Raw genomic sequence first — 23,828 nt, forward strand, 5'->3', positions numbered from 1 at the left:
GGAGGCAGCACCATGAGCAGCAGTTCCCCCTGGCATGCCGGCGAGCGGCAGTTGCAGGCCCGGGCCGGAGTGGCCGAGCGCATGGAGGCCTTTGGCACCAAGGTGATCCGCCAGGCGATGCCGGATCAGCACCGGCAGTTCTACGGGCAACTGCCGTTCATCCTGGTGGGCGCGGTGGATGCCCAGGGCAACCCCTGGGCGAGCATTCTCGAAGGCCCGCCCGGTTTCGCCCAGGCCCCCGAGGCGACCCGGCTGCGCCTGGGCAGCCTGCCTGCCGCCGACGACCCCGTGCAGTTGCAGGAAGGTGCGGCCCTGGGCTTGCTGGGCATTGAACTGCACACCCGGCGGCGCAACCGCCTCAATGGCCGGGTCAGTGCTGTGGACCGCCACGGCTTCAGCGTGACGGTGCAACAGGCGTTCGGCAATTGCCCGCAATACATCCAGCAGCGCGAGCTGCAGCAGGTGCCCTTGAGCGACCCCGCCAGCCGGCCGGCACAGTATCGCGACGGCCTGGATCCTGAGGCTCGGGCCCTGATCGGTGGCGCCGACACTTTCTTTGTCGCCAGCTACGTCGACCTGGACGGCCAGCGCTCGGTGGATGTGTCCCACCGTGGCGGCCAGGCCGGGTTCGTCCGGGTCGAGGGCAATTGCCTGACCATCCCGGATTTTGCCGGCAACCTGCACTTCAACACCCTGGGCAACCTGCTGCTCAACCCCCGGGCCGGCTTGTTGTTCATCGACTTTCCCAGCGGTGAGCTGCTGCAGCTCAGCGGCCGCACCGAAATCATCCACGACGGGCCGCTGGTCAAGGCCTTCCAGGGCGCCGAGCGGTTGTGGCGCTTTACCGTGGAGCGGCTGGTACGGCGCCCGGCGGCGCTGTCCCTGCGTTGGCAGTTGCAGGGTTTTTCCCCCAACAGCCTGCTGACCGGCAGTTGGCCGCAAGCCGAGGCTCGGCTGCGCGCCACGGCCCTGGGCCAGCAGTGGCGGCCATTGCGGGTGACTCGGATCGAGGACGAAAGCAGCAGCATTCGCTCCTTCTACCTGGAACCGGCGGATGCAGCCGGCGCCCCGAGCTTTGTGCCCGGCCAGCACCTGCCCGTGCAAGTCGTGCTCGACGGCCAGCCGCTGATTCGCACCTACAGCCTGTCCAGCGCGCCTTCCGATGACTTTCTGCGTATCAGCGTCAAGCGCGAGGGCCAGGTTTCCCGCCACCTGCATCAGGCACTCAAGGTCGGCGACTTGCTGCAGGCCCGCGCCCCACAGGGGCGTTTCACTGCCGATGCGCTGTCGTCACAGCCACTGGTGCTGCTGGCGGCCGGGGTCGGCATCACACCGTTGCTGTCGATGCTGCGGGAGGTGCTGTACCAGGGCCTGCGCACCCGGCATACCCGGCCCACCTGGTTGATCCAGGGTTCGCGCACGCTTGCCGAGCAACCCTTTGCCAAGGAGCTGCAAACCCTGCTGGCGCAGGCTGGGGATTCAGTGCGGCTGCTGCGCCTGCTCAGCCAGCCGGAAGCCGGGGCCCGGCCGGGTGCTGGCTTCGATCATTGCGGGCGCATCGATGTGCAACTGCTGCTGGCGCAACCGGACCTGGATCTTGACCGCGCAGACTTCGTGCTCTGCGGCCCCGGGGCCTTTACCCAGGGCCTGTACGACAGCCTGCGGGACCTGGATATCGACGACCGGCAGATCCATGCCGAAACCTTCGGCCCTTCGACCCTGCGCCGCCGGCCGGACCCCGAGGCCGTGCCCTTTGCCCAACCGCCTGCCGCCACCCGGGCCGTGGCGGTGCGGTTCCAGCAGGCCGGCCGGGAGCTGTCCTGGGAGCCGGCCAGCGGCAGCCTGCTGCAACTGGCGGAGAGTGCCGGCCTGCATCCGCCATTCAGTTGCCGTGGCGGCTCCTGCGGCACTTGCCAGACTCGGTTGATCAGCGGTCAGGTGAATTATCCACAGGTGCCTGCACAGTTACCGGATCCGGGGCAGGTACTGATCTGCTGCGCGGTGCCGGCGGCTGTGGATAACCTGGTGCCAGCGTTGGTGCTGGACCTGTAGAAGCGGGAAAAACTCCTTGCGGCGATTGCTGCCAACCGCGCTGCTGCGTAGGCTGGCGGCTGCTTTGTCGCAGTAGCTGCGGGTTGTAAGTGAGGGGGGAAGGCCCTGCGGTTCTTTTCGCTGCCTCGCGGGCCCGGCAGCGGCTACAGGCGATGTCGATCAGGTGTATGGCGCCCGGTATTCCGGGGCTTTTGCGTTAAAGGGAATCAACGATTCATGCTCCCCCGGTTTTTGCTCCGTCTTTGCGCCGTGCTGGTCTGCGGGCTGCTGCTCAATGCCTGTCGTCATGAAGAGGGGCCGCCCCTGGATCAGCAGCTCTATATCTGGCAACGCCAGTGGACCCCGGCCCACGCCGACGCCCTGGCAGGCTCGCGGGCGGACTTTTCCACCGTCCGGGTGCTGGCCCTGCAGGCTTTTCCACAGGCCGGCTGGAGCCGGGCGCGGATCGACGCCGCCTTGCTCAAGCAAGACGGTCGCCCACTGATTGCGGTGGTGCGCCTGGATGGCCAACTGCCGTCCCTGAACCAGGACGACATCCTCCAGCAGGTGCAGCAACTGCTGGCCGACTGGCAAGGGCAGGGCCTGACCCTGGCCGGCCTGGAGATCGACCACGATGCCGGCAGCGCCCGGCTGCCGGCCTATGCCGGGCTTCTGCGGCGGCTGCGCGAGGTGCTGCCGCAGCAGCTGGCCCTGAGCATCACCGCGCTGCCCTCCTGGCTCGACAGCCGCGAGTTGCCCGGGCTGCTGGCTCAGGTCGACAGCAGCGTGCTCCAGGTACATGCGGTCAGCGACCCCCGGCGCGGGCTGTTCGACCCGCACCAGGCTGAACAATGGGCCAGGCGCTGGGCTGGGGTCAGCGACAAGCCGTTCTACCTGGCCCTGCCTGCCTACGGCGTGGCCTTGCTGCCCGGCACCGCCCAGGCTCCAGTGGTGGAAAGCGAGGCGCCCATTGCGCGCCGGGGCCAGCGCCGGGAGCTGATGGCCGACCCCGAGCAACTGAGCCAACTGGCCAAGACCCTGCGCAATGATCCGCCGGCCCATCTGGCCGGGCTGATCTGGTTTCGCCTGCCGCTCAAGGGCGATGTCCGCGCCTGGAGCCTGGATACCCTGCGCGCGGTGGCCCGTGGAGACGTGCTGGACAGCCGCTTGGGCATCAGCCTGCAGGAGCAGGACGGTCTCTTCGATATCCGCTTGGACAACCCGGGCAATCTCGACCGCCCTTTGCCTGAACAACTGACCCTGGCCGTTGCCCAATGCGACGGATTCGACGGGCTGGGCGGTTATTCCGCCGAGCTGCGTGACGGCCAGCTGCTATTGACCCGCCAGCAGGCCGGCCGTCTGGCGGCGGGCGGCACCCGGGCCGTGGGCTGGGCCCGCTGTACAAAAATTGACCAAGGAGCTGCACATGTTCGTCCCTAGATCCCGCTACCTGCTGTGCCTGAGCCTGTGCCTGCCCTTGGCCCCGGCCCTGGCCTGCGGTCCGACCTTCCCCATGCGCCTGCTGGAGGATCGCCCGCAGACCCTGGCGCAGTTGCCGGAAGGCAGCTTCCAGTTCGAAGTGTCCCGCCTGGGCAAGCCCATCGTCGGGCTCAAGCCAGTGGTCAAGGATGCCTTCAGCCGCGATTACAACCTGCCTGACAGCTACGAGGTACAGGCGCGCAACTGGGCGGAACAGCAAGGGCTGGACGACGCCCAGAAAGCCCTGGTCGGGCAGTTGCGCACGCTCAATGACGGGCGCGTGGCGGAGCAGCAAGGGGCCAGCCTGCCGCCGCAGATCAACCTCTACACCGCGGGCGCGGTGGCCTTCGGCGCCGGGGATCATGAGCTGGCGGCGGAGTATTTCCGCAAGGTGCTGGCGCTGCCCGCCGAGCAGCGGGCGCTGCGCAGTACCTGGGCCGCCTACTCCCTGGGCCGGGCCCTGCAAGCCATCAGTGAAGAGGCCAACGAGCTGGACGACCAGGGGCGCAGCGACACCTTGCTGGCGGCGCGCCAGGCCTTCGTCCAGACCCGCCAACTGAGCATCGACGGCTTCAGCGACCCCCTGGAGCTGGGCATCGCCAGCCTGGGGGAAGAGGCGCGCATTCTGAAGAACCAGAACCACTGGAGCGAGGCCATCGATCTGTATGCCAGCCAGAACCTGCTGGGGTCGGAGGTCGGCTACAGCTCGCTGAAGCAGGTGGTGGGCGAGTTGGGCGGCCTGTCGGACGCGCAATTGCTGGAGCAGCTCAAGCAGCCCTCGGTGGCGCGTTTGCTCACGGCTTCACTGGTTTCGCACCAGGGCTGGTCCTTCGGTGAAAAGCCGGAGGCCGAGCAAAAACTGATCAAGCTGCTGAGCCAGGGCACCGCCGGCACCTTCGACAACGCCGATCGCCTGGCGGCGCTGAATTACCAGAACGGCGATTTCGCCACCACCCGGTTGCTGCTCGAGCATGCCGGCGACGGTGGCCTGGCCTGGTGGCTGCGGGCCAAGCTGGCCGTGCGCGACGGCGACAAGGCTGCGGCCGCAGCCGCTTACGCCAAGGCCGCCGCGGCTTTCCCCCGGGACGAGAGCTGGGGCTTTCGCGGCGACTACGACGGCAACTATGAAGACCTCAAGCCGGGCTGCCGGGTAGAAGGCGAAAGCGCCTTGCTGGCCCTGGACCGTGGCGACTATGTGCAGGCGTTCGAGCTGCTCTACCGCAGTGGCGACATTTACTGGCACGACGCGGCAACCGTGGCTGAGCGAGTGCTGACCCTGGATGAACTCAAGCATTTCGTCGACGCCCAGGTTCCGGCGCCGCCGCTCGTCCCCCAGCAGCCCGATGCCTACTACGAGAGCCTGCCGATTGCCGCCCAGGTGCGCGAACTGCTGGGCCGGCGGCTGTTGCGCGAGGGCCGCTACGAAGAGGGCTGGGGCTACTTCTACACCCCCGAGCGCCAGGCTATCGCCAAGGCCTACGGCGAGTACCGGCGCAGCGCCGAGTCGGCCTGGCTGCCAACCCGGCGAGCCGAGGCCTATTACCAGGCGGGCAAGCTGGCACGGGCGTCGGGGATGGAGATCCTCGGCTACGAGATGGGTCCGGACTACCACAGCCTGTGGGGCAGCTACAGCCTGGAAATCCCGCCGGTACAGGCTGGCCCGCTGATCAGCGCCGACGAAGTGCAGCGCCAGCAGGCCACCACTGCCGAACCCGATGTGCGCTACCACTATCGCTACGTGGCCGGCGAGCTGGGCAACCAGGCGGCGGACTTCCTGCCCCACACCAGCCAGGCCTATGCCGCGGTGCTGTGCAAGGCGGCGCGCTGGACCCGGGGCAGCGATGCCGAGATCGAGTACTACCGGCGCTATGTGCAGAACGGTCCCTTTGTGGAGTGGGCCGGCAACTTCGGCATGAACTGTGAGGAACCGGACTTCGGCAGCGCCAACAAGCGCTACCTGACCCAGTGGCTGGACGCATCCCGTTCCGCGGTGGCCGAGCACAGGCTGGCTGCCGGCGCCGGTGCCGGCGTGCTGCTGTTGGGGACGGCCTACCTGTTCCGACGCCGCCGCGCGGTGTCCTCGCACAAGGCGACATAAAAGCGTGCCCAGGATCCTGTAGCCGCTGCCGCAGGCTGCGTACGAGCTGGGCGGCACTCCGACGCAGCGGTCGCGGCGATTTCTGGGGCGAATATTTTGCCGGGGATCGCCAGGCAAGGTCCTGCGGACCTTCGCGCAGCTTCGCCGAGGCTCGGCAGCGGCTACAGGTGCCGTCAGGCCTGCTGGACGAACGTCAGGCGCAGGGCGAAGCCGATCAGCAGGCTGCCGAACAGCCATTGCTGCACTCGTTGCGCCGACGGGCTGCGCTGCATCCAGCGGCCCAGCCCGGCACCGGCCAGGGCGTAGCAGCAGTCGAACAGGCCGCCCACGGCCACCAGCAGCACCCCCAGGGTCATGAATTGCGGGACCACCGCACCGGCCTGGGGATCGACGAACTGCGGCAGCAGTACCGAACAGAACAGCAATGCCTTGGGGTTCAGCAGGTTGGTCAACAGGCCGCGCTGGATCGCCTCGCGCCAGCGCAGGGGCGTGGCTGCGGCGGTGCCGGGCTCAAGGTTGGGCAACAGGTTCGCCCGCAGGCACTGGATACCAATCCACAGCAGGTAGGCGGCGCCCGCCAGGCGTACCAGGTCGAAGGTCCAGGGCGCGGCCTTGAACAGCGCCGCCAGGCCCAGCGCGGCCAGGGCCACATGGCAGCCGCGGGACAGGGCCAGGCCCAGCGCGGTGGCCAGAGCCTGGGCCCTGCCCTGGCGGGCGCCGGTTTGCAGCAGCAGGATCATGTCGGGGCCGGGCAGCAGGTAGACCACCGCCAGAGCCAGGAAATACATCCACAGTTGCGCCACCTTGCACCCCCTTCGTTGTCGAGTCGGTGCGCCCAGTTTAGGGCCACAGGGCAGGGCAGGTGCTTGCGTAATCAACCAACGGGAAAGCTGAAATTGGCATAATGTTCCACTAATGAAAGGAATCACCATCTGGATATGCCAAACATGAAACTTGATGCCTATGACCGCAAGATCCTCGCCGCGCTGCAGCGCGATGGTCGCCTGAGCAACGTGCAGCTGGCCGAAGAGATCGGCCTGTCGCCGTCACCCTGCCTGCGCCGGGTGCGCATGCTGGAAGAGGCCGGGGTGATCCGTGGCTACCAGGCCACCCTGGACCGCGACGAGGTGGGCCTGGGGCTGACCGTGTTCGTCGGGGTCAAGGTGGAGCGACACAACGATGCCGAGGCCGAAGCCTTCCGCCAGGCGGTATTGCAGTTGCCGGAGGTGATCTCGGCGTTCCTGGTATCGGGTGAATCGGATTTCCTGCTGCAAGTGGTGGTCCCGGACCTGCGTGGGTATGACCGCTTTCTGACCGGCCACTTGCTGAAGATCCCCGGGGTCAGCGACATCCGCAGCAACTTCGCGATTCACACGGTGAAAACCCCGGGGCCCCTGCCATTGGGGCATCTACCGGGCTGAAGGCTTCAGGTCCACCAGTAGCGCACCAGGTGGAAGAAGATCGGCGCGGCGAAACACACCGAATCCAGGCGATCGAGCATGCCGCCGTGGCCCTCAATCATGTGCCCCCAGTCCTTGACCCCGCGATCGCGCTTGATCGCCGACATGACGATGCCGCCGGCAAAGCCCAGCAGGTTGATCAGCAGGGCGATGAGGAACGACTGCCAGACATTGAACGGGGTGATCCAGAACAGCGCCCCGCCGATCATCGAAGCCAGCAGGATGCCGCCGACAAAGCCTTCCACGGTCTTGGACGGCGACAGGTTGGGGGCGATCTTGCGCTTGCCGAAGAGTTTTCCACAGACGTACTGCAGCACGTCCGAGAGCTGCACCACGATCACCAGGTAAGCGATCAGCAGCAGGTTGCGGCCTTCATAGCCGGCGATGTCCAGGGTCAGCAGGGCGGGCACGAAGGACACGCAGAACACCGCGATCATCAGCCCCCACTGGACCTTGGAGGCACGCTCCAGGAAGTGCGTGCTGTCGCCACCGAGCGACGCGAGGATCGGCAGCAGCAGGAACACGTAGACCGGAATGAAGATCGAGAACAGCCCGTACCAGTCGGAGTAGATCAGCAGGTATTGCAGGGGCAGGGCCAGGTAGAAGGCCGCCACCAGGGCCGGATAGTCGCTGCGCCGGGTCGGGGTCAGGGTGAGGAACTCGCGCAGGGCGTAGAACGACACCGCATAGAACAGCAGGATCACCGCCGCGGTGCCGAGCCAGAAGGCGATACCGATCACCAGCACCATCACCCACCAGGCATTGATCCGCGCATTGAGGTTGTCGATCACCGGGTTGGGCGCGCCACGGGTGCGCCACTGGAGGATGAAACCGATCAGCGAGGCCAGCACCAGAATGGCGCCGATGCCGCCGAATAACATCAGGGTCTGCTTATCCATCTCAGGCGTGCTCCGGGGCCAGGGCCAGCAGCGCGGCGCGGCTGCGTTCGAGGAAGTGTTCCTTGGTTTCGTCTTCTTCCAGGGTCAGGGGGGCGCCGAAACTGGTGGTGCACAGCAGCGGCAGGGGCAGGAAGCGGCCCTTGGGCATGACCCGGTTGAGGTTGGCGATCCACACCGGAATCACCTCAACCTGTGGATAACGTTTGGCCAGGTGGTAGATCCCGCTCTTGAACGGCAGCAGGCCGTCTTCGGGGTTGCGCGTGCCTTCCGGAAAGATGATCAGCGAGTCGCCGTTCTCCAGGGCATCGATCATGGGTTGCAGGGGGTTGTTATCCACAGCCTCCTTGCGCTCGCGGTCGATCAGCACGCCGTTGAACACCCGATTGATGATGTAGCGGCGCAGGTTGCTTTTCTGCCAGTAGTCGGCGCCGGCCACGGGCCGCGTCAGTTTGCGCAGGGCCGGCGGCAGGGAGGCCCAGAGCAGTACGAAGTCGCCGTGGCTGCTGTGGTTGGCGAAGTAGATCCGCTGCACCGCGCGCGGTGCCGAGCCCAGCCACAGGCTGCGGGCGCCGGTGATGCTGCGGGCGGCGGAGGTGATGAGATTGGCGACCAGGGGTTCGAACATGGGCATTCCTTATCCGGCAAAGGTCAGCCAGGGGCTGACCAGGATCACGCTCAGTATCACCAGCACTTGTGCTGCCAGCAGTAATGCCTGGCGGCGCAGCAGGCCCAGGGCCCCGCGGCTGCGTTGGTCCCAGGGCCGGCCGCCGCGCTGCGCGGGTTGCAGGCCGAGGGCGCTCAGGGCCTGGTCCAGGGCCTGGGTACTGTGTTCCAGGGTAGTTGGGGCGTCGGCCACGCGTTGAAACAGGTCGGCGTCGAAGGCTACCCGCAGCGCCAGGTACTTTTCCACAAGCCCCAGCAGCACCAGGGCCAGGCTGACCAGCAGCCCGCCCAGGGTGACGCTGGTCAGCAGGTACTGGCCCAGGCCATACAGCGCGCCGAGCAGGGTCAGGCCTGTGGATAACTGATCCAGGGCGCGGCCCCGGCGCAGCAGGCTGGCCACGCTGTAGAGCTGCATTTCAGTGGACATGGGCCGTTCTCCCGGCGCTGCTCAGGGCTTGCAGCGCCTGGCGGTGGGCGGGGTGCAGGACGATCTGCGGGCGGGCCCGCTGGATCTGCACGATGGCGGCATCCACCGTGGCTGCGCGGCCGCTGTGCAGCAGCCAGGCGGCAATCGCCGTGGCGCTGCGCGAATAACCCAGGGCGCAGCACACCAGCAGCGGCCCTTGCTGGCGCAGGCGTTCGATGGCGTGGGCGGCGGCCAGGCACTGCTCGGCACTGGGGGCGCACAGGTCCAGCACCGGCAGGCTCTGGTAGGCCCGCAGCCCGCGGCTGTCCAGGGACAGCTCGGCGCACAGGTCGAGCACGGCGTCGAACGGGCTGTCCTTGAGCTCGGCCGGTGTCGGCAGGCGCCCGAGCCAGACGTTATCCACAACCGGGTCCGGCTGTGGATGTTTTCTTGTCCACAGCCGCGAGTTGATCCAGGCCGCCGCCAAGTAAGGCGCCAGCAACCAGCGTGCAGCGGGGCTGAGGCTGCCGTCCTGGCGCTTCTGGAAACCCTCGGCACCCAGCAGGGCGTAGTTCAAGGCCACCAGCAACAGCGCCACCGCGGGCCAGATCAGCCACAGCGCGGCGCCGCCCCAGGCAAAGGCTGCCCCGGCGAACAGCGCCGCACCCAGGCCATAGCGCAGGGCCAGCTGGCGGCGCTTCGGGTCCTGGGCCGCACGGGCACTGAACAGCGGGCTGGGACGGTCCAGCGGCCATAGCCAGACACACAGCCAGCCGGCCAGGGCGCCTGTGGGTACATCGATGAAGTGGTGTTGATAAGTGCTCAGCACCGAGACCCCGATCAGCGCGAACCAGCCATGCACCAGCCAGCGCCAGAAGCCCTGGGTATGCCGTGCGTAGCAGACCCAGAGCACCACCAGCAGGGCGATGTGCAGCGACGGCGCCTGGTTGAAGGGCTTGTCGAAGCCGGCCAGCACCGCGAACAGCCAGCCGAAAACCCCGTCCAGTTCCGGCCTGGAGAAGGTAAAGCTCAGCGGCCAGAGCAGGAAGCAACTGACCGCGATTACCTGGGCGGTGAGCAGGCGCAGGGCGTGGCGCTTGAGCTCGTCACGGCTGCGCGGCAACAACAGGGAGAAGCCGTAGAGCAGGTCGATGGACCAGTAGGGCACGATGGTCCAGGCCCAGAACGGCATGTGCCGTTCCCAGTCGAAGACCATGCTGCCGACGTCGTCGCGCTGGGCGGTGACCCAGGTGGCGAAGCCGTAGGTGCTGAAGAACAGCGGTGCCAGCAACAGCAGCCAGAGCACCGCGGGTTTCAGCAGCCCCGGCTCCCGGGCCGGCAAGGCGCCTGCGGCCATCATTGCACCCGTTGCGCCAGGGATACGCTGAAGATCCCCCATTCATCCACACGCATGGTGACCTTGCGAAAGCCGGCGGCCTCCACCAGTTGGTCCATCTCCGCCTGGGTGCGGCGGCGCATGACCCAGGCCTGGCCTTCGCGGTGGCTGGTCAGGGCGCGGGCGATCAGTTCCAGCTGCGGGTGCCACGGCTGGCCGGTGTACACCAGGTAGCCGCCGGGCTCCACGGCACTGGCCAGGCCCGCCAGGGAGCCGCCGACCATCTGGTTGTCGGCGAACAGCTCATAGAGCCCGGAGACCACCGCCAGGGTGGGTTTCGGGTCCAGGGCTGCGAGGTCCTCGCGGTCGAAGGCGTTGCCTTTGACGAAGCGGGCGATGTCCCCCAGGCCTTTCTCCTGGATCAGCGCACTGCCGTCGCGCACGTTGATATCGCTGTAGTCGCGCAGCAGGATCGACTCCGGCAGCGGGCTGACCCCTTGCAGGGCTTCGAGGATGTAGCGGCCGTGGCCGGCGGCGATATCGACGATGCGCACTTCGCTGTTTTGCTCACGGAGTTTTTCCATGGCCAGGCGCAGCAGTTCTTCCACATGCAGCTTGCGCTGGCGGATGCCGCGCCAGCCGATGGAGTTCAGGTAGTTCTGGTCGATCATGCGGCCCAGTGCGGAATGCCCGGTGGGGCGGTTGCGGTAGACGTAGTCCAGGGTGCTGCCGGAGTCGAAACCGGTGTCGAAGCCCAGCTTGACCCCCGCCGACAGCTGGCTGCCCAGGCGCATGCTGGCACGGGTGGCGCGCCAGTACAGGTCGCGCAGGGAATTGTGCGGCAGCGGCGCGGCCAGGGCTTCGGACTCGGCGCAGGTAACGCCCAGGCGGTCGGCGTCCAGCAGGGCAGGGCGGTTCAGCGGGCGCTCGAAATTCTGCAGGATGAAGCGACGGATGCTGGCCATGGCCGGCGCCCGGTTCTTTTCCCCCAGGGTGTCGTGGAAGAAGCCCGGGAGGATGTGCTTTTCCTTGTGCAGGCTGCCCAGGCGCTCGAAGAACTGCTCCTGGGGCTTGCGATGCACCACGAAGTCGGAGCCGGAGATCAGCAACTGGGTCGGCACCTGGATCGCCTGGGCGTCGGCTACCACCCGGTCTGCCGCTTCATACAGGCCCAGCAGTACATTCACCGAGATCGCCTTGGTGATCAGCGGGTCGCTGTCATAGCTGCGGACCCGCTCCGGGTCGTGGCTCAGGAAGCGCGCCTTGACGTAGCTGTTGACGAAGAAGTTGCCACGAAAGCGCCGCATCAGGGCCAGGCCGGGCCGGGCGAAGGGCACGTACAGCTTGACCTTGAACGCCGGCGAGGCCAGCACCAGGGAGCGGATGCGCGGCGCGTAGTCGTGGACCCAGGTGGACGCGATCACCGCGCCCACGCTCTGGGCCACCACGGCGATGTTTTCCTCGGCGATCCCATGAGCGCTGCCCAGGTGATCACAGAAGGTCTGCACGTCGCGCACGCTGGTAGCGAAGCTCGGGCTGTCGCCACGGGCGCCCGGCGACTGGCCATGGCCACGGGCATCCCAGGCGAAGAAATCGAACTGGGGCAGGTTCAGCTCTTCCACCAGGTGGGCAATGCGCCCGGAGTGTTCGTGACCGCGGTGGAACAGCATCACCGCTTGCCGCGGTTCGCCAGGGGCCACTTCAGTGGCTGGCCAGTGGCGGTAGAACAGTTCGACACCGTCATGGGTTCGGAACGTCTGGTGTTGAGCGTCGCGCATAGCCATTTCCTTATGCAGAGGGAGCATTGTGCTGAACTTCTTTGAGGCCCTGGCGGACCCGATTGATCAGGGTGTAGACCAGCAGTGCGGCCACCAGTGCCAGCACGCCGTTTATCCACAGGGCGCTGAGCCAGCCCAGGGCGATGCCGGTGGCCAGTACGCCGAGGATGAAGGCGCGGTCGCTCTTGCCCATGGGCCCGTCGTAGCGCCGCGAGGCCCCGACCATGGGCCCGAGCACCCCGGCGTATTCACTGAACAGCGCCAGCAGGGTCACGGCCAGCACCAGCAGCAGGCTGGCCCCGGGCAACAGGGCGAAAGGCAGGATCAGGGCGCTGTCGGCGACCACGTCGCAGAGTTCGTTGAGGTAGGCCCCCAGGCGCGATTGCTGGCCGAATTCCCGCGCCAGCATGCCGTCGATGGCATTGAGCGCCATGCGCAGGATCATCCACAGGGGAATCAGGGCGAACAGCCAGGCATGGCCGGGGAACAGGGCAATGACGGTGCCGACCAGGACCGAGATGACGGCGGCCAGGACAGTGATCTGGTTGGCCGTGGTGCCGTTGTCGTACAGGCGCTGCACCAACGGCCGCAGCAGGTTCTGAAAGCGCGGTTTGAGCTGGTAAATCGAGAGCATGATGGGACGGTTCCTTGTCGCACGCGGTGAGCAGGGCTGGATTATTGCCTTAAATGCCAGGGGGCTGACATCAGAAGTTTTGTCATGAGCAAACAGCTGTCTCTGTGTCTACGACGTACGCAATAGATGAAAAGGCATGGCGCGGGACAAAAATTTCACTCGGCTCGTTATATAGTAACGAATTGTTTCGAATTTCTTCGGCCCGTGGGTTTATCCACAGGGCCGGACCAGAGCGGCGGGGTGGTATGCAAGTCGATCTTGAGACGCAAGGTGGCGAGGTGGCTGCCTTGCCACGGTTTCAGCAGGCGGCGTCCCATGCGGCGCGTTTGCAGCGCTGGGGCGCCGCTTTGCTGGGCCTGGCGGTGCTGGGGCTGGTGGCGGCGGTGTTTGTCGATCTGTTTGCGGCGCTGACCATCTGGCCGGCACTGCTGGTGAACCTTTCGTGTGCCTTGCTGGTGGTGGTGGCCGGGCTGCAATCGGCGTGCTGGGTCAGCCGCTGGCGCGAAGAGGTGATCGCCCCGGCGCCGGTTGTCACGCCCGAGGCCGGGGAGGATCGGCAGCCACAGGGCCGGCTGGCGGCTGCCCTGACCCTGCGCGGGCGGCGCCTATTGCAGCAGATCGGCGCGCCTACCCTGTGGCTTGGTGGCTGGTCGCTGCTGATCCTGTATAGCGTGGTGCAGGTGTTCAACCTGTCGTTGCCCGCCACCGCCCTGGGCCTGAGTGCCAGCGTGGTGGCGGTGCTGGCTCTGCTGCTGGCGTTTGCCCTGCTGGTGCTGGAACGCCAACTGGCCCAGGAGCACCCAGGGGAATGGCCGGAAGCCGGCGCCCTGGCGCAGCTGCTGCGGGTGGCGATTATCTGTTTGCTGGTGAGCGCCCTGTGCCTGTTGTTCAGCAGCGACACGGCCTTGTGGCCAGTACGGCTGGCGGTGCTGACGGGGCTGCTGCCGGCATTGGTGGCCGGCGAGTTGTTGTTGCGCGCGGTGCTGTCGCTGTTCAGCCCACAGCGCGAACAGCTGGAGCCACGGCTTCTGGCCCACAGTTTTGTTGCCGACATGCTGCGTTGGCCGCCCCAACCCCTGCTCAGCCTGCAGCATGAATTGCACAACCGTTTTGGCATCGATCTGCGGCAGATCTGGGCCTTCGCCTATATGCGCCGGGCCTTTGTACCGGTATTGCTGGTGGTGTTGGCGGTAGGTTGGCTGTTGACCGGCGTTCATGAACTTTCCATGCAAAATCGCGGTATTTACGAGCGTTTCGGCAAGCCGGTACAGGTCTTTGGCCCGGGCCTGCATCTGGGCCTGCCCTGGCCCCTGGGGCGGGTACTGACGGTGGAAAACGGCGTGGTCCATGAGTTGGCCACCAGCGTGGGCGAAAACTCGCAGCCGCTTCAAGCGGCCCCCGCCGAAGGCCCGGCCCCCGCCATTGCCAACCGCCTGTGGGATGCCAGCCACGTGAACGACAAATCCCAGGTGATCGCCAGCGGCAATGCCCAGCAACAGAGCTTTCAGATCGTCAACATGGATGTGCGCTTCGTCTACCGCATCGGCCTGGGCGACGCTGCGGCGCTGGCCGCCACTTACAACAGCAGCGATGTGCCGACGCTGATCCGCAGCACCGCCAGCCGCGTGCTGGTGCACGACTTTGCCTCGCGCACCCTCGATGGCCTGCTGGGGCAGGACCGCACCGGGCTGGCCGATGACATCGGCAGGGCCGTGCAGGGCGATCTGGACCGGCTCGACAGCGGGGTAGAGATTCTTGCCACGGTAGTCGAGGCCATCCATCCACCGGCTGGCGCGGCCAATGCCTACCACGGTGTGCAAGCGGCGCAGATTGGCGCCCAGGCGCTGATTTCCCGGGAACGTGGAGCGGCTGCCGAGCAGACCAACCAGGCGCAGTTGCAAGCCAGCGTGGCCCGCGACCAGGCCCAGGCCGATGCGCGCGAAGTGCAGGCGGCGGCCCAGGCTGCCGACCTGCGCTTTGCCGCCGAACAGAAAGCCTTCGCCAGTGCGGGGCAGGCCTTCGTCCTCGAGCAGTACCTGAGCCAACTGAGCCAGGGCCTGAGCCAGGCCAAGCTGCTGATTCTTGATCACCGTCTGGGGGGCGACAGCGCGCCGACCCTCGACCTGCGTACGTTCACCTTGCCGGCCGACCCTTCGGCGCCGCGTAAAGCCGCTCAGCCAGGAGCCGTCCATTGAGCCAGTCCTCCCATTCCCACGATCACGCCGGCCACGACCACGGGCACGGCCATCACCACCATCACGGGCATCACCACCATCATCATGGGGCGCCGGCCGAGGCCGGGCCTTTCCCCTGGCGGCGCATGGGCTGGGCCGTGCTACTGGTGCTGTTTGCCGTGGCCGCGGCGAGCCTGGTGCAAGTGCGCTCCGGCGAAGCCACGGTAATCACCCGCTTCGGCAACCCGGCGCGGGTGCTGCTGGAGCCGGGCCTGAACTGGTGCTGGCCGGCACCCTTTGAAGCGGCGATCCCGGTGGACCTGCGCCTGCGCACCACGTCCAGTGGCTTGCAGGATGTGGGCACCCGCGACGGTTTGCGGATTATCGTCCAGGCCTACGTGGCCTGGCGGGTCCAGGGCGACGCGGACAATGTGCAGCGTTTCATGCGGGCGGTGCAGAACCAGCCGGACGAAGCGGCGCGGCAGATCCGCACCTTTGTCGGTTCGGCCCTGGAAACCACCGCCAGCAGCTTCGATCTGGCCAACCTGGTGAACACCGATGCCAGCCAGGTGCGCATCGCTGATTTCGAAGCGCAACTGCGCCAGCAGATCGAACAGCAATTGCTTTCCACTTATGGAGTGCGAGTGGTGCAGGTGGGAGTGGAGCGTCTGACCCTGCCCTCGGTGACCCTGACCGCCACCGTGGACCGCATGCGCGCCGAGCGTGAAACCATCGCCACGGAACGCACCGCCATCGGCAAGCGCGAAGCGGCGCAAATCCGCTCTGGCGCCGAACGCGATGCGCGGATCGTCCAGGCCGATGCCACGGTGAAGGCCGCGGATATCGAGGCGCAATCCCGGGTTGAAGCGGCGCAGATTTATGGCCGCGCCTACGCCAGTTCCCCGCAGCTGTACAACTTGCTGCGTTCACTGGACACCCTGGGTACTGTGGTGACTCCGGGCACCAAGTTGATCCTGCGCACCGACGCGGCGCCTTTCCGGGTGCTGGTGGATGGCCCGCCAAACCTGCCGGGCAAAGCCGCTGGTTCGCAACCATGAATAAGGTTCCACGTGGAACAAATGAGTTGAGCAGCCCGTGGATCCAGGCCGGGCGTCTGGCATTCATCGCCTTGTACGGGGTGACAGTACTGGCGGCGCTGGCCTGGGCCTTCTCCAATGTGCGGCAGATCGACCCGCAGAACCGGGCCATGGTCTTGCACTTTGGCAAATTGGAAAGGGTGCAGAGTGCCGGATTGCTCTTGGCCTGGCCCCAGCCTTTTGAGCAGGTGGTGCTGCTGCCCGCCGCCGACCGGGTACTGGAGCGGCGGGTGGAGGGTTTGCTGCGTTCCGAGGCGGCTCTGGAAGGGGACCGGGTTGCCACCCTGGCCACGCCTTTGAACGACACCCTGGCCGGGTCCGGTTACCTGCTGACTGGCGATGCCGGTGTGGTACAGCTGGACGTGCGGGTGTTCTACAAGGTCAGCGATCCCTACGCCTATGTGCTCCAGGCTGACCACGTGCTGCCGGCCCTGGATCGGCTGGTGACCCGCAGTGCCGTGGCCCTGACCGCCGCCCGTGACCTGGACACCATCCTGGTGGCGCGCCCGGAACTGATCGGCAGCGACAACCAGGCCGCCGAGCGTCGTGAGCGGCTGCGGGGCGATCTGCTGCAAAGCATCAACCAGCGCCTGGCGCAGTTGACCACCAGCGGCCAGGGCATTGGCGTCGAGGCAACGCGGGTGGATGTGCAATCGAGCCTGCCCGGCCCGGCGGTCAGCGCCTTCAACGCGGTGCTCACTGCCAGTCAGCAAGCCGACAAGGCGGTCGCCAACGCCCGCACCGAAGCGGAAAAACTGACCCAGGGCGCCAACCAGCAGGCGGACCGCAGCTTGCAAGTGGCCCATGCCCAGGCCAGCGAACGGCTGGCCCTGGCCCGGGCCCAGACTGCCACGGTGCAGAGCCTGGCCCAGGCGCAGCGCAACGGCACCGACCCGGAAATGCTGCTGCGTATCTACCGTGAACGCCTGCCGAAGATTCTCGGGCAGGCCGGTTCGGTGACCACGGTCAATCCCCAAGACGATTCACGCCTGATCATTCAGGGAGCCGAACAATGACTGCCACCACCCATGCCGCGCCCCCCGCCAGCATGCTGACCTCGGCCGAGCAACGCAGCGCCGCCCGCCAGCTGACCCTGGCTATGCTCGCCCTGGGGCTTCTGGCCCTTGGCCTGGTCTGGCGCTGGCTGGCCCCAGGCCAGGTGGGCGTCAGCCAGTTGCTGTTGGGTGTCGCCTCGCTGCTGGTGGCGGTGCCGGTGATGCGCTCGGCCTGGTTCAGCCTGCGTTACCCGAGCCTGCACGGCATTACCGACCAACTGATCGCCCTGGCGATGCTCGGCGCCTGGGCCACTGGCGACCTGCTGACCGCGGCCCTGTTGCCGATCATCATGATCTTCGGCCACGTACTGGAAGAGCGCAGCGTGATCGGCTCCCAGGAAGCCATCGACGCCCTGGGCCGCTTGACCCGCAGCCTGGCGCGACAGGTACGGGCCGATGGCAGCGTCGTGGAAGTGGACAACGCCAGCCTCAAGGCCGGCGACCTGGTGGAAGTACGCGCTGGCGATCGGGTGCCCGCCGATGGTCTGGTGGTGTCCGGCCAGGCGAGCCTGGATACCGCGCCGATCACTGGCGAATCGGTCCCCCTGGAAGCGGTTCAGGGCATGCAGATATTTGGCGGCGCAATCAATCTCGATGGGCTGTTGCGTGTGCAGGTCACCCGTACCGGCGAGGAGTCGACCTTGGGCAAGGTGATTGCCCTGATGCAAAGCGCCGAGCGCGCCAAGCCGCCCATCACCCGTTTGCTGGAGCGCTATGCCGGCAGTTACATGGTGCTGGTGTTGCTGTTGGCGGCGGTGACCTGGTTCATCACCAACGATGCCCAAGCCATGCTCGCGGTGCTGGTGGCGGCCTGTCCCTGTGCGTTGGTGCTGTCGGCGCCGGCCACCGCCATCGCCGGGATCGCTGTGGCCGCGCGCCACGGCATCCTGATTCGCAGTTCGGCCTTTCTCGAGGAGCTGGCGGACCTGACCTCCCTGGTCGTGGACAAGACCGGCACCCTGACGTACGGCACCTTGCGTTTGCAGGCCATCGACAGCCCCCGGGAAGACCAGCGAAGCCTGCTCACTCTGGCCGCCAGCCTCGGCTCGGCCAGCAGCCACCCGGTCAGCCGGGCCCTGGCAGGGCTGGTGCCCCAGGAAGAGCAATGGCCACTGGGGGACATTCATGAACGCCAGGGCCTGGGGGTGGTGGCCCGTACCGAGGAGGGCGAAGCGGCCCTTGGCCGCCCGGAGCTGTTCCGCCAGTTGGGTATCGACACCAGCCCGGTGCCGGGGCACGACGGGCCGATTGCCGGCCTGGCGCTTGATGGCGAATTTCTCGGTTGGCTGTTGCTGGCCGACAGCGTCAAACCCGAGGCCCGGCATGCCCTGGGCGAGTTGCGCGAACTGGGGTTGGGCCGGCAGTTGCTGCTCACCGGTGACCGCCAGAGTGTGGCCGACAGCCTAGCGCTGGAAGTGGGAATCGCCGACGTCGAGGCCCAGGCCCTGCCGCAAGACAAGCTTGAGCGGGTACTGGAGGAGATCGACAAGGGCTTCCGGCCGATGGTGGTCGGCGACGGCATCAACGACTCCCTGGCTCTCAAGGCCGGGGTGGTGGGGGTGGCCATGGGCGCCGGTGGTGCGGACATCGCCCTGGCTTCGGCGGATGTGGTGCTGATCGGCAGCGACCTGCGACGCCTGGGCACCTGCGTGCGCCTGAGCCGTGAATGCCGGCGGACCTTGCAGGTCAACGTGATCATCGGCCTGGGCTGGACCCTGGCCATCGTCGCCTTTGCCGCGTTCGGCTGGCTGGGGGCGGCGGGGGCGATGATCGCTGCGGTGCTGCACAACCTGAGCACCTTGCTGGTGCTGGGCAATGCCGGTCGCCTGCTGCGTTTCCAGGAGCCGCTGTTGAAGCTGTAGACGCCGCCGCGCAGTTTTTTTCATCCCGGCTGTAACGCCGGGATGCTTCCTCTCTCTAGTGCTATGACGGGATTGCACAAGCACCCGCCGATCCCCTGCGACTATTGAGGAAACAAAAATGAACATGAAGAAAACCGCCGCCGGCGCTGCCCTGGCCTTTGCTGCCGCCACTCTGTTTGCCGGTGTCGTGACTCAAGCGTCTGCTGCCGATGCCCAGGTGCACTGCTACGGCGTCAACGCCTGCAAAGGGCAGAACGACTGCAAGACCAAGGACTACGCCTGCAAGGGCATGGGCGCCTGCAAAGGCCAGGGCTTCAAGGCCATGACCCAGGCCGCGTGTGACAAAGCAGGCGGCAAAGTCGGCGAGTAAGCGGCGTTCGAGTGCTGCCGCAGTGGGGTTGGCAACCACTGCGGCCACTTGGCAAGGAGTTGGCGATGTCTGAATTTTCTTCCAGCCTGGGCTATGGCCTGGGTTTGCGCAGTGCCTACTACCAGCAGATTCTCGACGAGGCGCCCAACGTCGACTGGTTTGAAGTGGTGTCCGAGAACTTCATGGTGCAGGGCGGCAAGGCGCTGTATTACCTGGATGCGATTGCCGAGCGCTACCCCATCGTGATGCACGGGGTGTCGCTGTCCATCGGCGGCCCCCATGCCCTGGACCGGGATTACCTGCTGCGGCTCAGGCAACTGGCCAGCCGGGCAAAACCGGCGTGGATCTCCGATCACCTGTGCTGGAGCCGGGGCAACGCCCATCAACTGCACGACCTGCTGCCGCTGCCCTACACCGAGGAGAGCCTGCACTACGTGGCAGGGCGAGTGCGTCAGGTGCAGGACATTCTGGAGCGCCCCCTGGTGCTGGAGAACGTCTCCAGTTATGTGCGGGCGGCGGCCGACGAGTTCAGCGAGTGGGAGTTTCTCGCCGCCTTGAGCCAGCTCAGCGGCTGCGAACTGCTGCTGGATGTGAACAACGTCTACGTCAGTTCGCGCAACCATGGTTTCGATCCCTGGCACTTCATCCAGGCGCTGCCGGCGCAGCGCGTGCGGCAACTGCATCTGGCCGGGCATCAGGATTATGGCGACTACGTGATCGACACCCACGACCACCCGGTCTGCGATCCCGTGTGGGCGCTGTATCAACGCACCCTTGAACACCTGGGGCCGGTGGCCACCTTGCTGGAGCGCGACGATCATTTTCCGCCCCTGGAAGAGCTGCTCAGCGAACTGCACAAGGCCCGAGATCTCGGGCAACAGACCCTGGCCGGGAGGCAGCAATGCGCCTGAACGACTGGCAACTGGCTTTTGAAGCCTATCTGTTGGGTGAACAGGCCCAGGCCCGCGCCGTCCTGCAAGACAGCCTGATCGGTGGCCCGACCCTGGATGTCGAGACCGGCCTGGCGATCTATCACAACGCCTACATGGCCCGGTTGCAGGAGGTCATGGGCAGCGACTTCCCGGCCATCCGGCACTGGTTGGGGGATGCAGAATTCCAGGCCCTGACGCAGGCCTATATTCGCCAGTGCCCGTCCCGGCATTTCAGCCTGCGCTGGCTGGGGCAGGGCTTTGCCGAATTCATCCTGGGCCATCTGGTGCCGGAGCAGGGCGCCCCCCTGGCGGAACTGGCGCGTCTGGAGTGGGCCTTCACCCTGGCCTTCGACGCAGCCGAAGCCCAAGTGCTGACGGTGGCCGCCATGGCCGGGCTGGATGTCGAGCAATGGCCGCAGCTGCAACTGCGCCTGGCGCCCTATGTGCAATGGCTCGACTGCCGCTACAACAGCGTGGCCCAGTGGCGTGCGGTCAAGGAGCAGGCGGATTTCCCCCGCAGTGCTTTACTCGATCAGCAGCAGCTGTGCCTGGTCTGGCGAGCGGACCGGGTCTGCCGTTATCGCAGCCTGCCAGCCGAAGAGGCCACAGCGCTGCGGGGCATGATCGAGCAACGGTGGAATTTTGCGGAACTCTGCGCCGGGCTGGCCGTCACTTATGCCGAGGGGGCCCCGCTGCAGGCGGTTACCTGGTTGAAACAGTGGGTCGAAGATGGCCTGGTGATGCGCAGCGAATCATAGAAAACCACTATCAAATCGATAGCCTGCTATTTTCTAGGATGGTCTACCCTCATTTCAGACGTCTGAAACAAGGGGGGATTTTCCATGCTCGCGCAACTTCCACCGGCCTTACAGAATCTGCATTTGCCTTTACGCCTGCGGCTCTGGGACGGCCATGAATTCAATCTGGGGCCGGAGCCCAACGTCACGATCGTGGTCAAGGACCCGCAATTGGTGGCGCAGCTGACTCACCCTAGCCTGGACGCCTTGGGGGGCGCCTTTGTCGAGGGCAAACTGGAACTGGAAGGTTCCATCAGCGAAGTCATCCGGGTCTGCGACGAACTGAGCCAGGCCTTGCTCGACGATGACGACGGCAACCAGCCGGTGCGCTCGCTGCACGACAAGGCGACCGACGCTGCCGCGATTTCCTATCACTACGACCTTTCCAACGCCTTCTACCAACTGTGGCTCGACAGCGACATGGCCTATTCCTGCGCCTATTTCGAGACCGGAAGCGAGTCTCTGGAACAGGCCCAGCAAGCCAAATTCCGCCACCTGTGCCGCAAGCTGCGCCTGCAACCGGGGGACTACCTGCTGGATGTCGGGTGCGGCTGGGGCGGGCTGGCCCGCTACGCCGCCCGTGAGTTCGGCGCCAAGGTGTTCGGCATCACCTTGAGCAAGGAACAGCTGGCCCTGGCCCGCGAGCGAGTGACCGCCGAAGGCCTGGACGACCTGGTGGACCTGCAACTGCTGGATTACCGCGACCTGCCCCAGGATGGCCGCTTCGACAAGGTGGTCAGTGTCGGCATGTTCGAGCACGTCGGCCACGCCAACTTGCCGGAGTACTGCCAGACCCTGTTCAGGGCCGTGCGCGAGGGCGGGTTGGTGATGAACCACGGCATCACCGCCAAGCACACCGACGGCCGCCCGGTGGGCCGCGGGGCCGGGGACTTCATCGAGCGCTATGTGTTTCCCAATGGCGAGCTGCCGCACCTGGCAATGATCTCGGCGTTCATCAGCGAGGCGGGGCTGGAAATTGTCGATGTCGAGAGCCTGCGCATGCATTACGCGCGGACACTGGATCACTGGAGCGAACGCCTGGAAGACAATCTGGAAGCCGCCGCCAGGCAGGTTCCGGAGCAGGCGCTACGGATCTGGCGGCTGTACCTGGCGGGCTGCGCCTATGCCTTTGCCAAGGGCTGGATCAACCTGCACCAGATCCTTGCGGTCAAGCCCCATGCCGATGGCAGCCATGAACTGCCCTGGACCCGGGATGACCTCTACCATCCATAAGCCTGGCCCTTAAAGGATCGGAGAAATCAGCCGCGCGACCCGCATGCCCAGTTGTTGCAGGCGGTGGGTCTGGCGGCTTTCTTCCTTGGCGATTTCCCGGGCCTTGGCGAAGTCGGCTTCCAGCATGTGTTCCACTTCGGTGGCGAAGTCGTCGTCCACCGTCAGCAGCATCACTTCGAAATTCAGGCGGAACGAACGGTTGTCCAGGTTGGCGCTGCCAATGGCGCTGATTTCGTTGTCGATCAGCACCACCTTCTGGTGCAGGAAGCCCGGCTGATAGCGGAATACCCGCACCCCGGCGCGCACCGCTTCGAAGGCGTACAGGCTGGAGGCGGCATAGACGATGCGGTGGTCCGGGCGGGCGGGCAGCAGGATGCGCACATCCACGTCCCGCAGCACCGCCAGGCGCAGGGCAGCGAACACCGCCTCATCGGGAATGAAGTACGGGCTGGTGATCCACACCCGCTCGGTGGCCGCGTGGATGGCCTCGACAAAGAACAGCGAGCAGGTTTCGTAGGCATCGGCCGGGCCGCTGGCCAGCAGTTGGCAGAGCACGCCGTCGTCCGGGTAGGTGTCCGGGAGGATCAGCGGCGGCAGTTCCCGGGCGGCCCAGAACCAGTCTTCGGCAAAGGACTCCTGCAGGCAGGCCACCACCGGGCCGCTGACCTGCACGTGGGTATCACGCCAGGGCGCCAGGGGCGGCTTCTTGCCCAGGTATTCGTCGCCGACGTTATGCCCGCCGACGAATCCCAGCATGCCGTCCACCACCACGATCTTGCGGTGATTGCGGAAGTTCACCTGGAAGCGGTTGAGCCAGCCACTGCGGGTGGCGAAGGCGTGCACCTGGACCCCGGCGTCGCGCAGGGTCTGTACGTAGCTGGCGGGCAGGGAGTGGCTGCCGATGCGGTCGTAGAGCAGGTGGATCGACACGCCCTCGGCGGCCTTTTCCAGCAGCAGGCGTTGCAGGCGCCGGCCCAGGTCATCGTCGTGGATGATGAAGAACTGGATCAGCACCGCCTTGTGGGAGCGGCGGATGGCGTTGAAGATCGCTTCGAAGGTGGCGTCGCCGTTGACCAGCAGGCGCACCTGATTGTTGGCCAGGCACGGCATGCGCCCCAGCTTGGGCATGGCCCGCAGCGAGGCGTAGGCCTTGGAGGCGCGGGCGGTGAGGGCTTCTTCCACCCAGGGACGCCAGTTCAGCTCATTGATGGCCTTGTGCATTTCCACGTTGGCCTGACGCCGGGCCTGGATGTAGGCGTCGAAGGTACTGCGACCAAACACCAGGTAGGGAATCAGGGTCAGGTAGGGCATGAACAGCAGCGACAGGGCCCAGGCGATGGCGCCCTGGGCGGTCCTGACGGTGAGTACCGCGTGGATCGCGGCGATCAACCCGAGAAAATGCAGCAGTGCGATGAGATAGCCGAAGATGTGCGGGCCAAAATAATCCATGGGGCAGCCTTGCTCCTGAAGATTCAATGCCTAACAGACCATGTTCCACGGTGAATGTCGCTATTTTATTCTGCA

Annotated in this window: 20 protein-coding genes; 12 read left to right on the forward strand and 8 right to left on the reverse strand. The window is 66.2% G+C overall.

Going from position 1 to position 23,828, the window contains the following annotated elements; genetic code table 11:
• The first annotated feature begins 12 nt into the window (after positions 1-12).
• The 3 genes from ACUXVH_RS00760 (at position 13) to ACUXVH_RS00770 (ending at position 5,608) form a co-directional block, all read left to right on the forward strand.
• Positions 13-2,052 (forward strand): 2Fe-2S iron-sulfur cluster-binding protein, encoded by a 2,040-nt coding sequence (locus ACUXVH_RS00760; RefSeq protein WP_065364984.1) that lies wholly within the window; start codon positions 13-15, stop codon positions 2,050-2,052.
• Positions 2,053-2,268: 216 nt separating this feature from the next.
• Positions 2,269-3,471 carry a DUF3142 domain-containing protein gene (locus ACUXVH_RS00765; RefSeq protein ID WP_065364985.1) on the forward strand — a complete coding sequence of 401 codons (1,203 nt, stop codon included), beginning with the start codon at positions 2,269-2,271 and terminating at the stop codon, positions 3,469-3,471.
• On the forward strand, positions 3,458-5,608 hold the full coding sequence (locus ACUXVH_RS00770; RefSeq protein ID WP_065364986.1) for a hypothetical protein: 2,151 nt from the start codon (positions 3,458-3,460) through the stop codon (positions 5,606-5,608). Before ACUXVH_RS00765 ends, ACUXVH_RS00770 begins: the two co-directional genes overlap by 14 nt.
• Before the next feature lie 173 nt (positions 5,609-5,781).
• On the opposite strand, the gene ACUXVH_RS00775 is transcribed toward ACUXVH_RS00770, so the two are convergent.
• Positions 5,782-6,396: a LysE family translocator gene (locus ACUXVH_RS00775; RefSeq protein WP_370505724.1), complete on the reverse strand. Its 615-nt coding sequence runs from the start codon at positions 6,394-6,396 to the stop codon at positions 5,782-5,784.
• Positions 6,397-6,555: 159 nt separating this feature from the next.
• Between ACUXVH_RS00775 and ACUXVH_RS00780 the strand changes: the two genes are divergently transcribed.
• The gene (locus ACUXVH_RS00780) at positions 6,556-7,029 is read left to right on the forward strand and encodes an Lrp/AsnC family transcriptional regulator (RefSeq protein WP_011064366.1); all 474 of its coding nucleotides are present in this window, start codon (positions 6,556-6,558) and stop codon (positions 7,027-7,029) included.
• A 5-nt stretch (positions 7,030-7,034) separates the two neighbouring features.
• On the opposite strand, the gene ACUXVH_RS00785 is transcribed toward ACUXVH_RS00780, so the two are convergent.
• From ACUXVH_RS00785 to ACUXVH_RS00810, 6 genes are read right to left on the reverse strand one after another with little or no spacing between them, the layout of a single operon-like run.
• Positions 7,035-7,967 carry a phosphatidate cytidylyltransferase gene (locus tag ACUXVH_RS00785; RefSeq protein WP_011064365.1) on the reverse strand — a complete coding sequence of 311 codons (933 nt, stop codon included), beginning with the start codon at positions 7,965-7,967 and terminating at the stop codon, positions 7,035-7,037.
• Position 7,968: 1 nt separating this feature from the next.
• Positions 7,969-8,592 carry a lysophospholipid acyltransferase family protein gene (locus ACUXVH_RS00790; RefSeq protein WP_011064364.1) on the reverse strand — a complete coding sequence of 208 codons (624 nt, stop codon included), beginning with the start codon at positions 8,590-8,592 and terminating at the stop codon, positions 7,969-7,971.
• A 9-nt stretch (positions 8,593-8,601) separates the two neighbouring features.
• Positions 8,602-9,057, reverse strand: coding sequence for a hypothetical protein (locus tag ACUXVH_RS00795; RefSeq protein ID WP_015637562.1), 456 nt, complete (start codon positions 9,055-9,057; stop codon positions 8,602-8,604).
• Positions 9,047-10,393 carry a phosphatase PAP2/dual specificity phosphatase family protein gene (locus ACUXVH_RS00800; protein WP_065365151.1) on the reverse strand — a complete coding sequence of 449 codons (1,347 nt, stop codon included), beginning with the start codon at positions 10,391-10,393 and terminating at the stop codon, positions 9,047-9,049. Before ACUXVH_RS00800 ends, ACUXVH_RS00795 begins: the two co-directional genes overlap by 11 nt.
• Complete coding sequence (locus ACUXVH_RS00805) at positions 10,393-12,150, reverse strand: bifunctional alpha/beta hydrolase/class I SAM-dependent methyltransferase (protein WP_011064361.1); 1,758 nt, start codon at positions 12,148-12,150, stop codon at positions 10,393-10,395. The genes ACUXVH_RS00800 and ACUXVH_RS00805 overlap by 1 nt, the downstream gene beginning before the upstream one ends.
• Positions 12,151-12,160: 10 nt before the next feature.
• Positions 12,161-12,784, reverse strand: a complete 624-nt coding sequence (locus tag ACUXVH_RS00810) for a CDP-alcohol phosphatidyltransferase family protein (RefSeq protein WP_011064360.1) — start codon at positions 12,782-12,784, stop codon at positions 12,161-12,163.
• 245 nt (positions 12,785-13,029) lie between these two features.
• Here ACUXVH_RS00810 and hflK (ACUXVH_RS00815) point away from each other — a divergent pair, with 245 nt between their 5' ends.
• The 8 genes from hflK (ACUXVH_RS00815) to cfaB all read left to right on the forward strand — a co-directional run bounded on the left by hflK (ACUXVH_RS00815) (position 13,030) and on the right by cfaB (position 22,304).
• Positions 13,030-14,979: a protease modulator HflK gene (hflK, locus tag ACUXVH_RS00815; protein WP_065364988.1), complete on the forward strand. Its 1,950-nt coding sequence runs from the start codon at positions 13,030-13,032 to the stop codon at positions 14,977-14,979.
• The gene (hflC, locus tag ACUXVH_RS00820) at positions 14,976-16,016 is read left to right on the forward strand and encodes a protease modulator HflC (protein ID WP_065364989.1); all 1,041 of its coding nucleotides are present in this window, start codon (positions 14,976-14,978) and stop codon (positions 16,014-16,016) included. The genes hflK (ACUXVH_RS00815) and hflC overlap by 4 nt, the downstream gene beginning before the upstream one ends.
• Positions 16,013-17,071 (forward strand): protease modulator HflK, encoded by a 1,059-nt coding sequence (hflK, locus tag ACUXVH_RS00825; RefSeq protein ID WP_065364990.1) that lies wholly within the window; start codon positions 16,013-16,015, stop codon positions 17,069-17,071. Before hflC ends, hflK (ACUXVH_RS00825) begins: the two co-directional genes overlap by 4 nt.
• Complete coding sequence (locus ACUXVH_RS00830) at positions 17,068-18,972, forward strand: cation-translocating P-type ATPase (RefSeq protein ID WP_015637557.1); 1,905 nt, start codon at positions 17,068-17,070, stop codon at positions 18,970-18,972. The genes hflK (ACUXVH_RS00825) and ACUXVH_RS00830 overlap by 4 nt, the downstream gene beginning before the upstream one ends.
• A 118-nt stretch (positions 18,973-19,090) precedes the next feature.
• On the forward strand, positions 19,091-19,342 hold the full coding sequence (gene bufA2 / locus ACUXVH_RS00835; RefSeq protein ID WP_065364991.1) for a BufA2 family periplasmic bufferin-type metallophore: 252 nt from the start codon (positions 19,091-19,093) through the stop codon (positions 19,340-19,342).
• Positions 19,343-19,407: 65 nt separating this feature from the next.
• The gene (gene bufB, locus ACUXVH_RS00840; protein WP_065364992.1) at positions 19,408-20,253 is read left to right on the forward strand and encodes an MNIO family bufferin maturase; all 846 of its coding nucleotides are present in this window, start codon (positions 19,408-19,410) and stop codon (positions 20,251-20,253) included.
• A complete protein-coding gene (locus tag ACUXVH_RS00845) occupies positions 20,244-21,032 on the forward strand; it encodes an HvfC/BufC N-terminal domain-containing protein (protein ID WP_065364993.1) in 789 nt (262 codons plus the stop codon). Before bufB ends, ACUXVH_RS00845 begins: the two co-directional genes overlap by 10 nt.
• A gap of 84 nt (positions 21,033-21,116) precedes the next feature.
• Positions 21,117-22,304, forward strand: a complete 1,188-nt coding sequence (cfaB, locus tag ACUXVH_RS00850) for a C17 cyclopropane fatty acid synthase CfaB (protein WP_011064352.1) — start codon at positions 21,117-21,119, stop codon at positions 22,302-22,304.
• A 9-nt stretch (positions 22,305-22,313) separates the two neighbouring features.
• On the opposite strand, the gene cls is transcribed toward cfaB, so the two are convergent.
• Positions 22,314-23,753, reverse strand: a complete 1,440-nt coding sequence (gene cls / locus ACUXVH_RS00855; RefSeq protein ID WP_011064351.1) for a cardiolipin synthase — start codon at positions 23,751-23,753, stop codon at positions 22,314-22,316.
• Between the last annotated feature and the right edge of the window lie 75 nt (positions 23,754-23,828).

This window comes from Pseudomonas sp. 8(2025), from assembly GCF_052665325.1.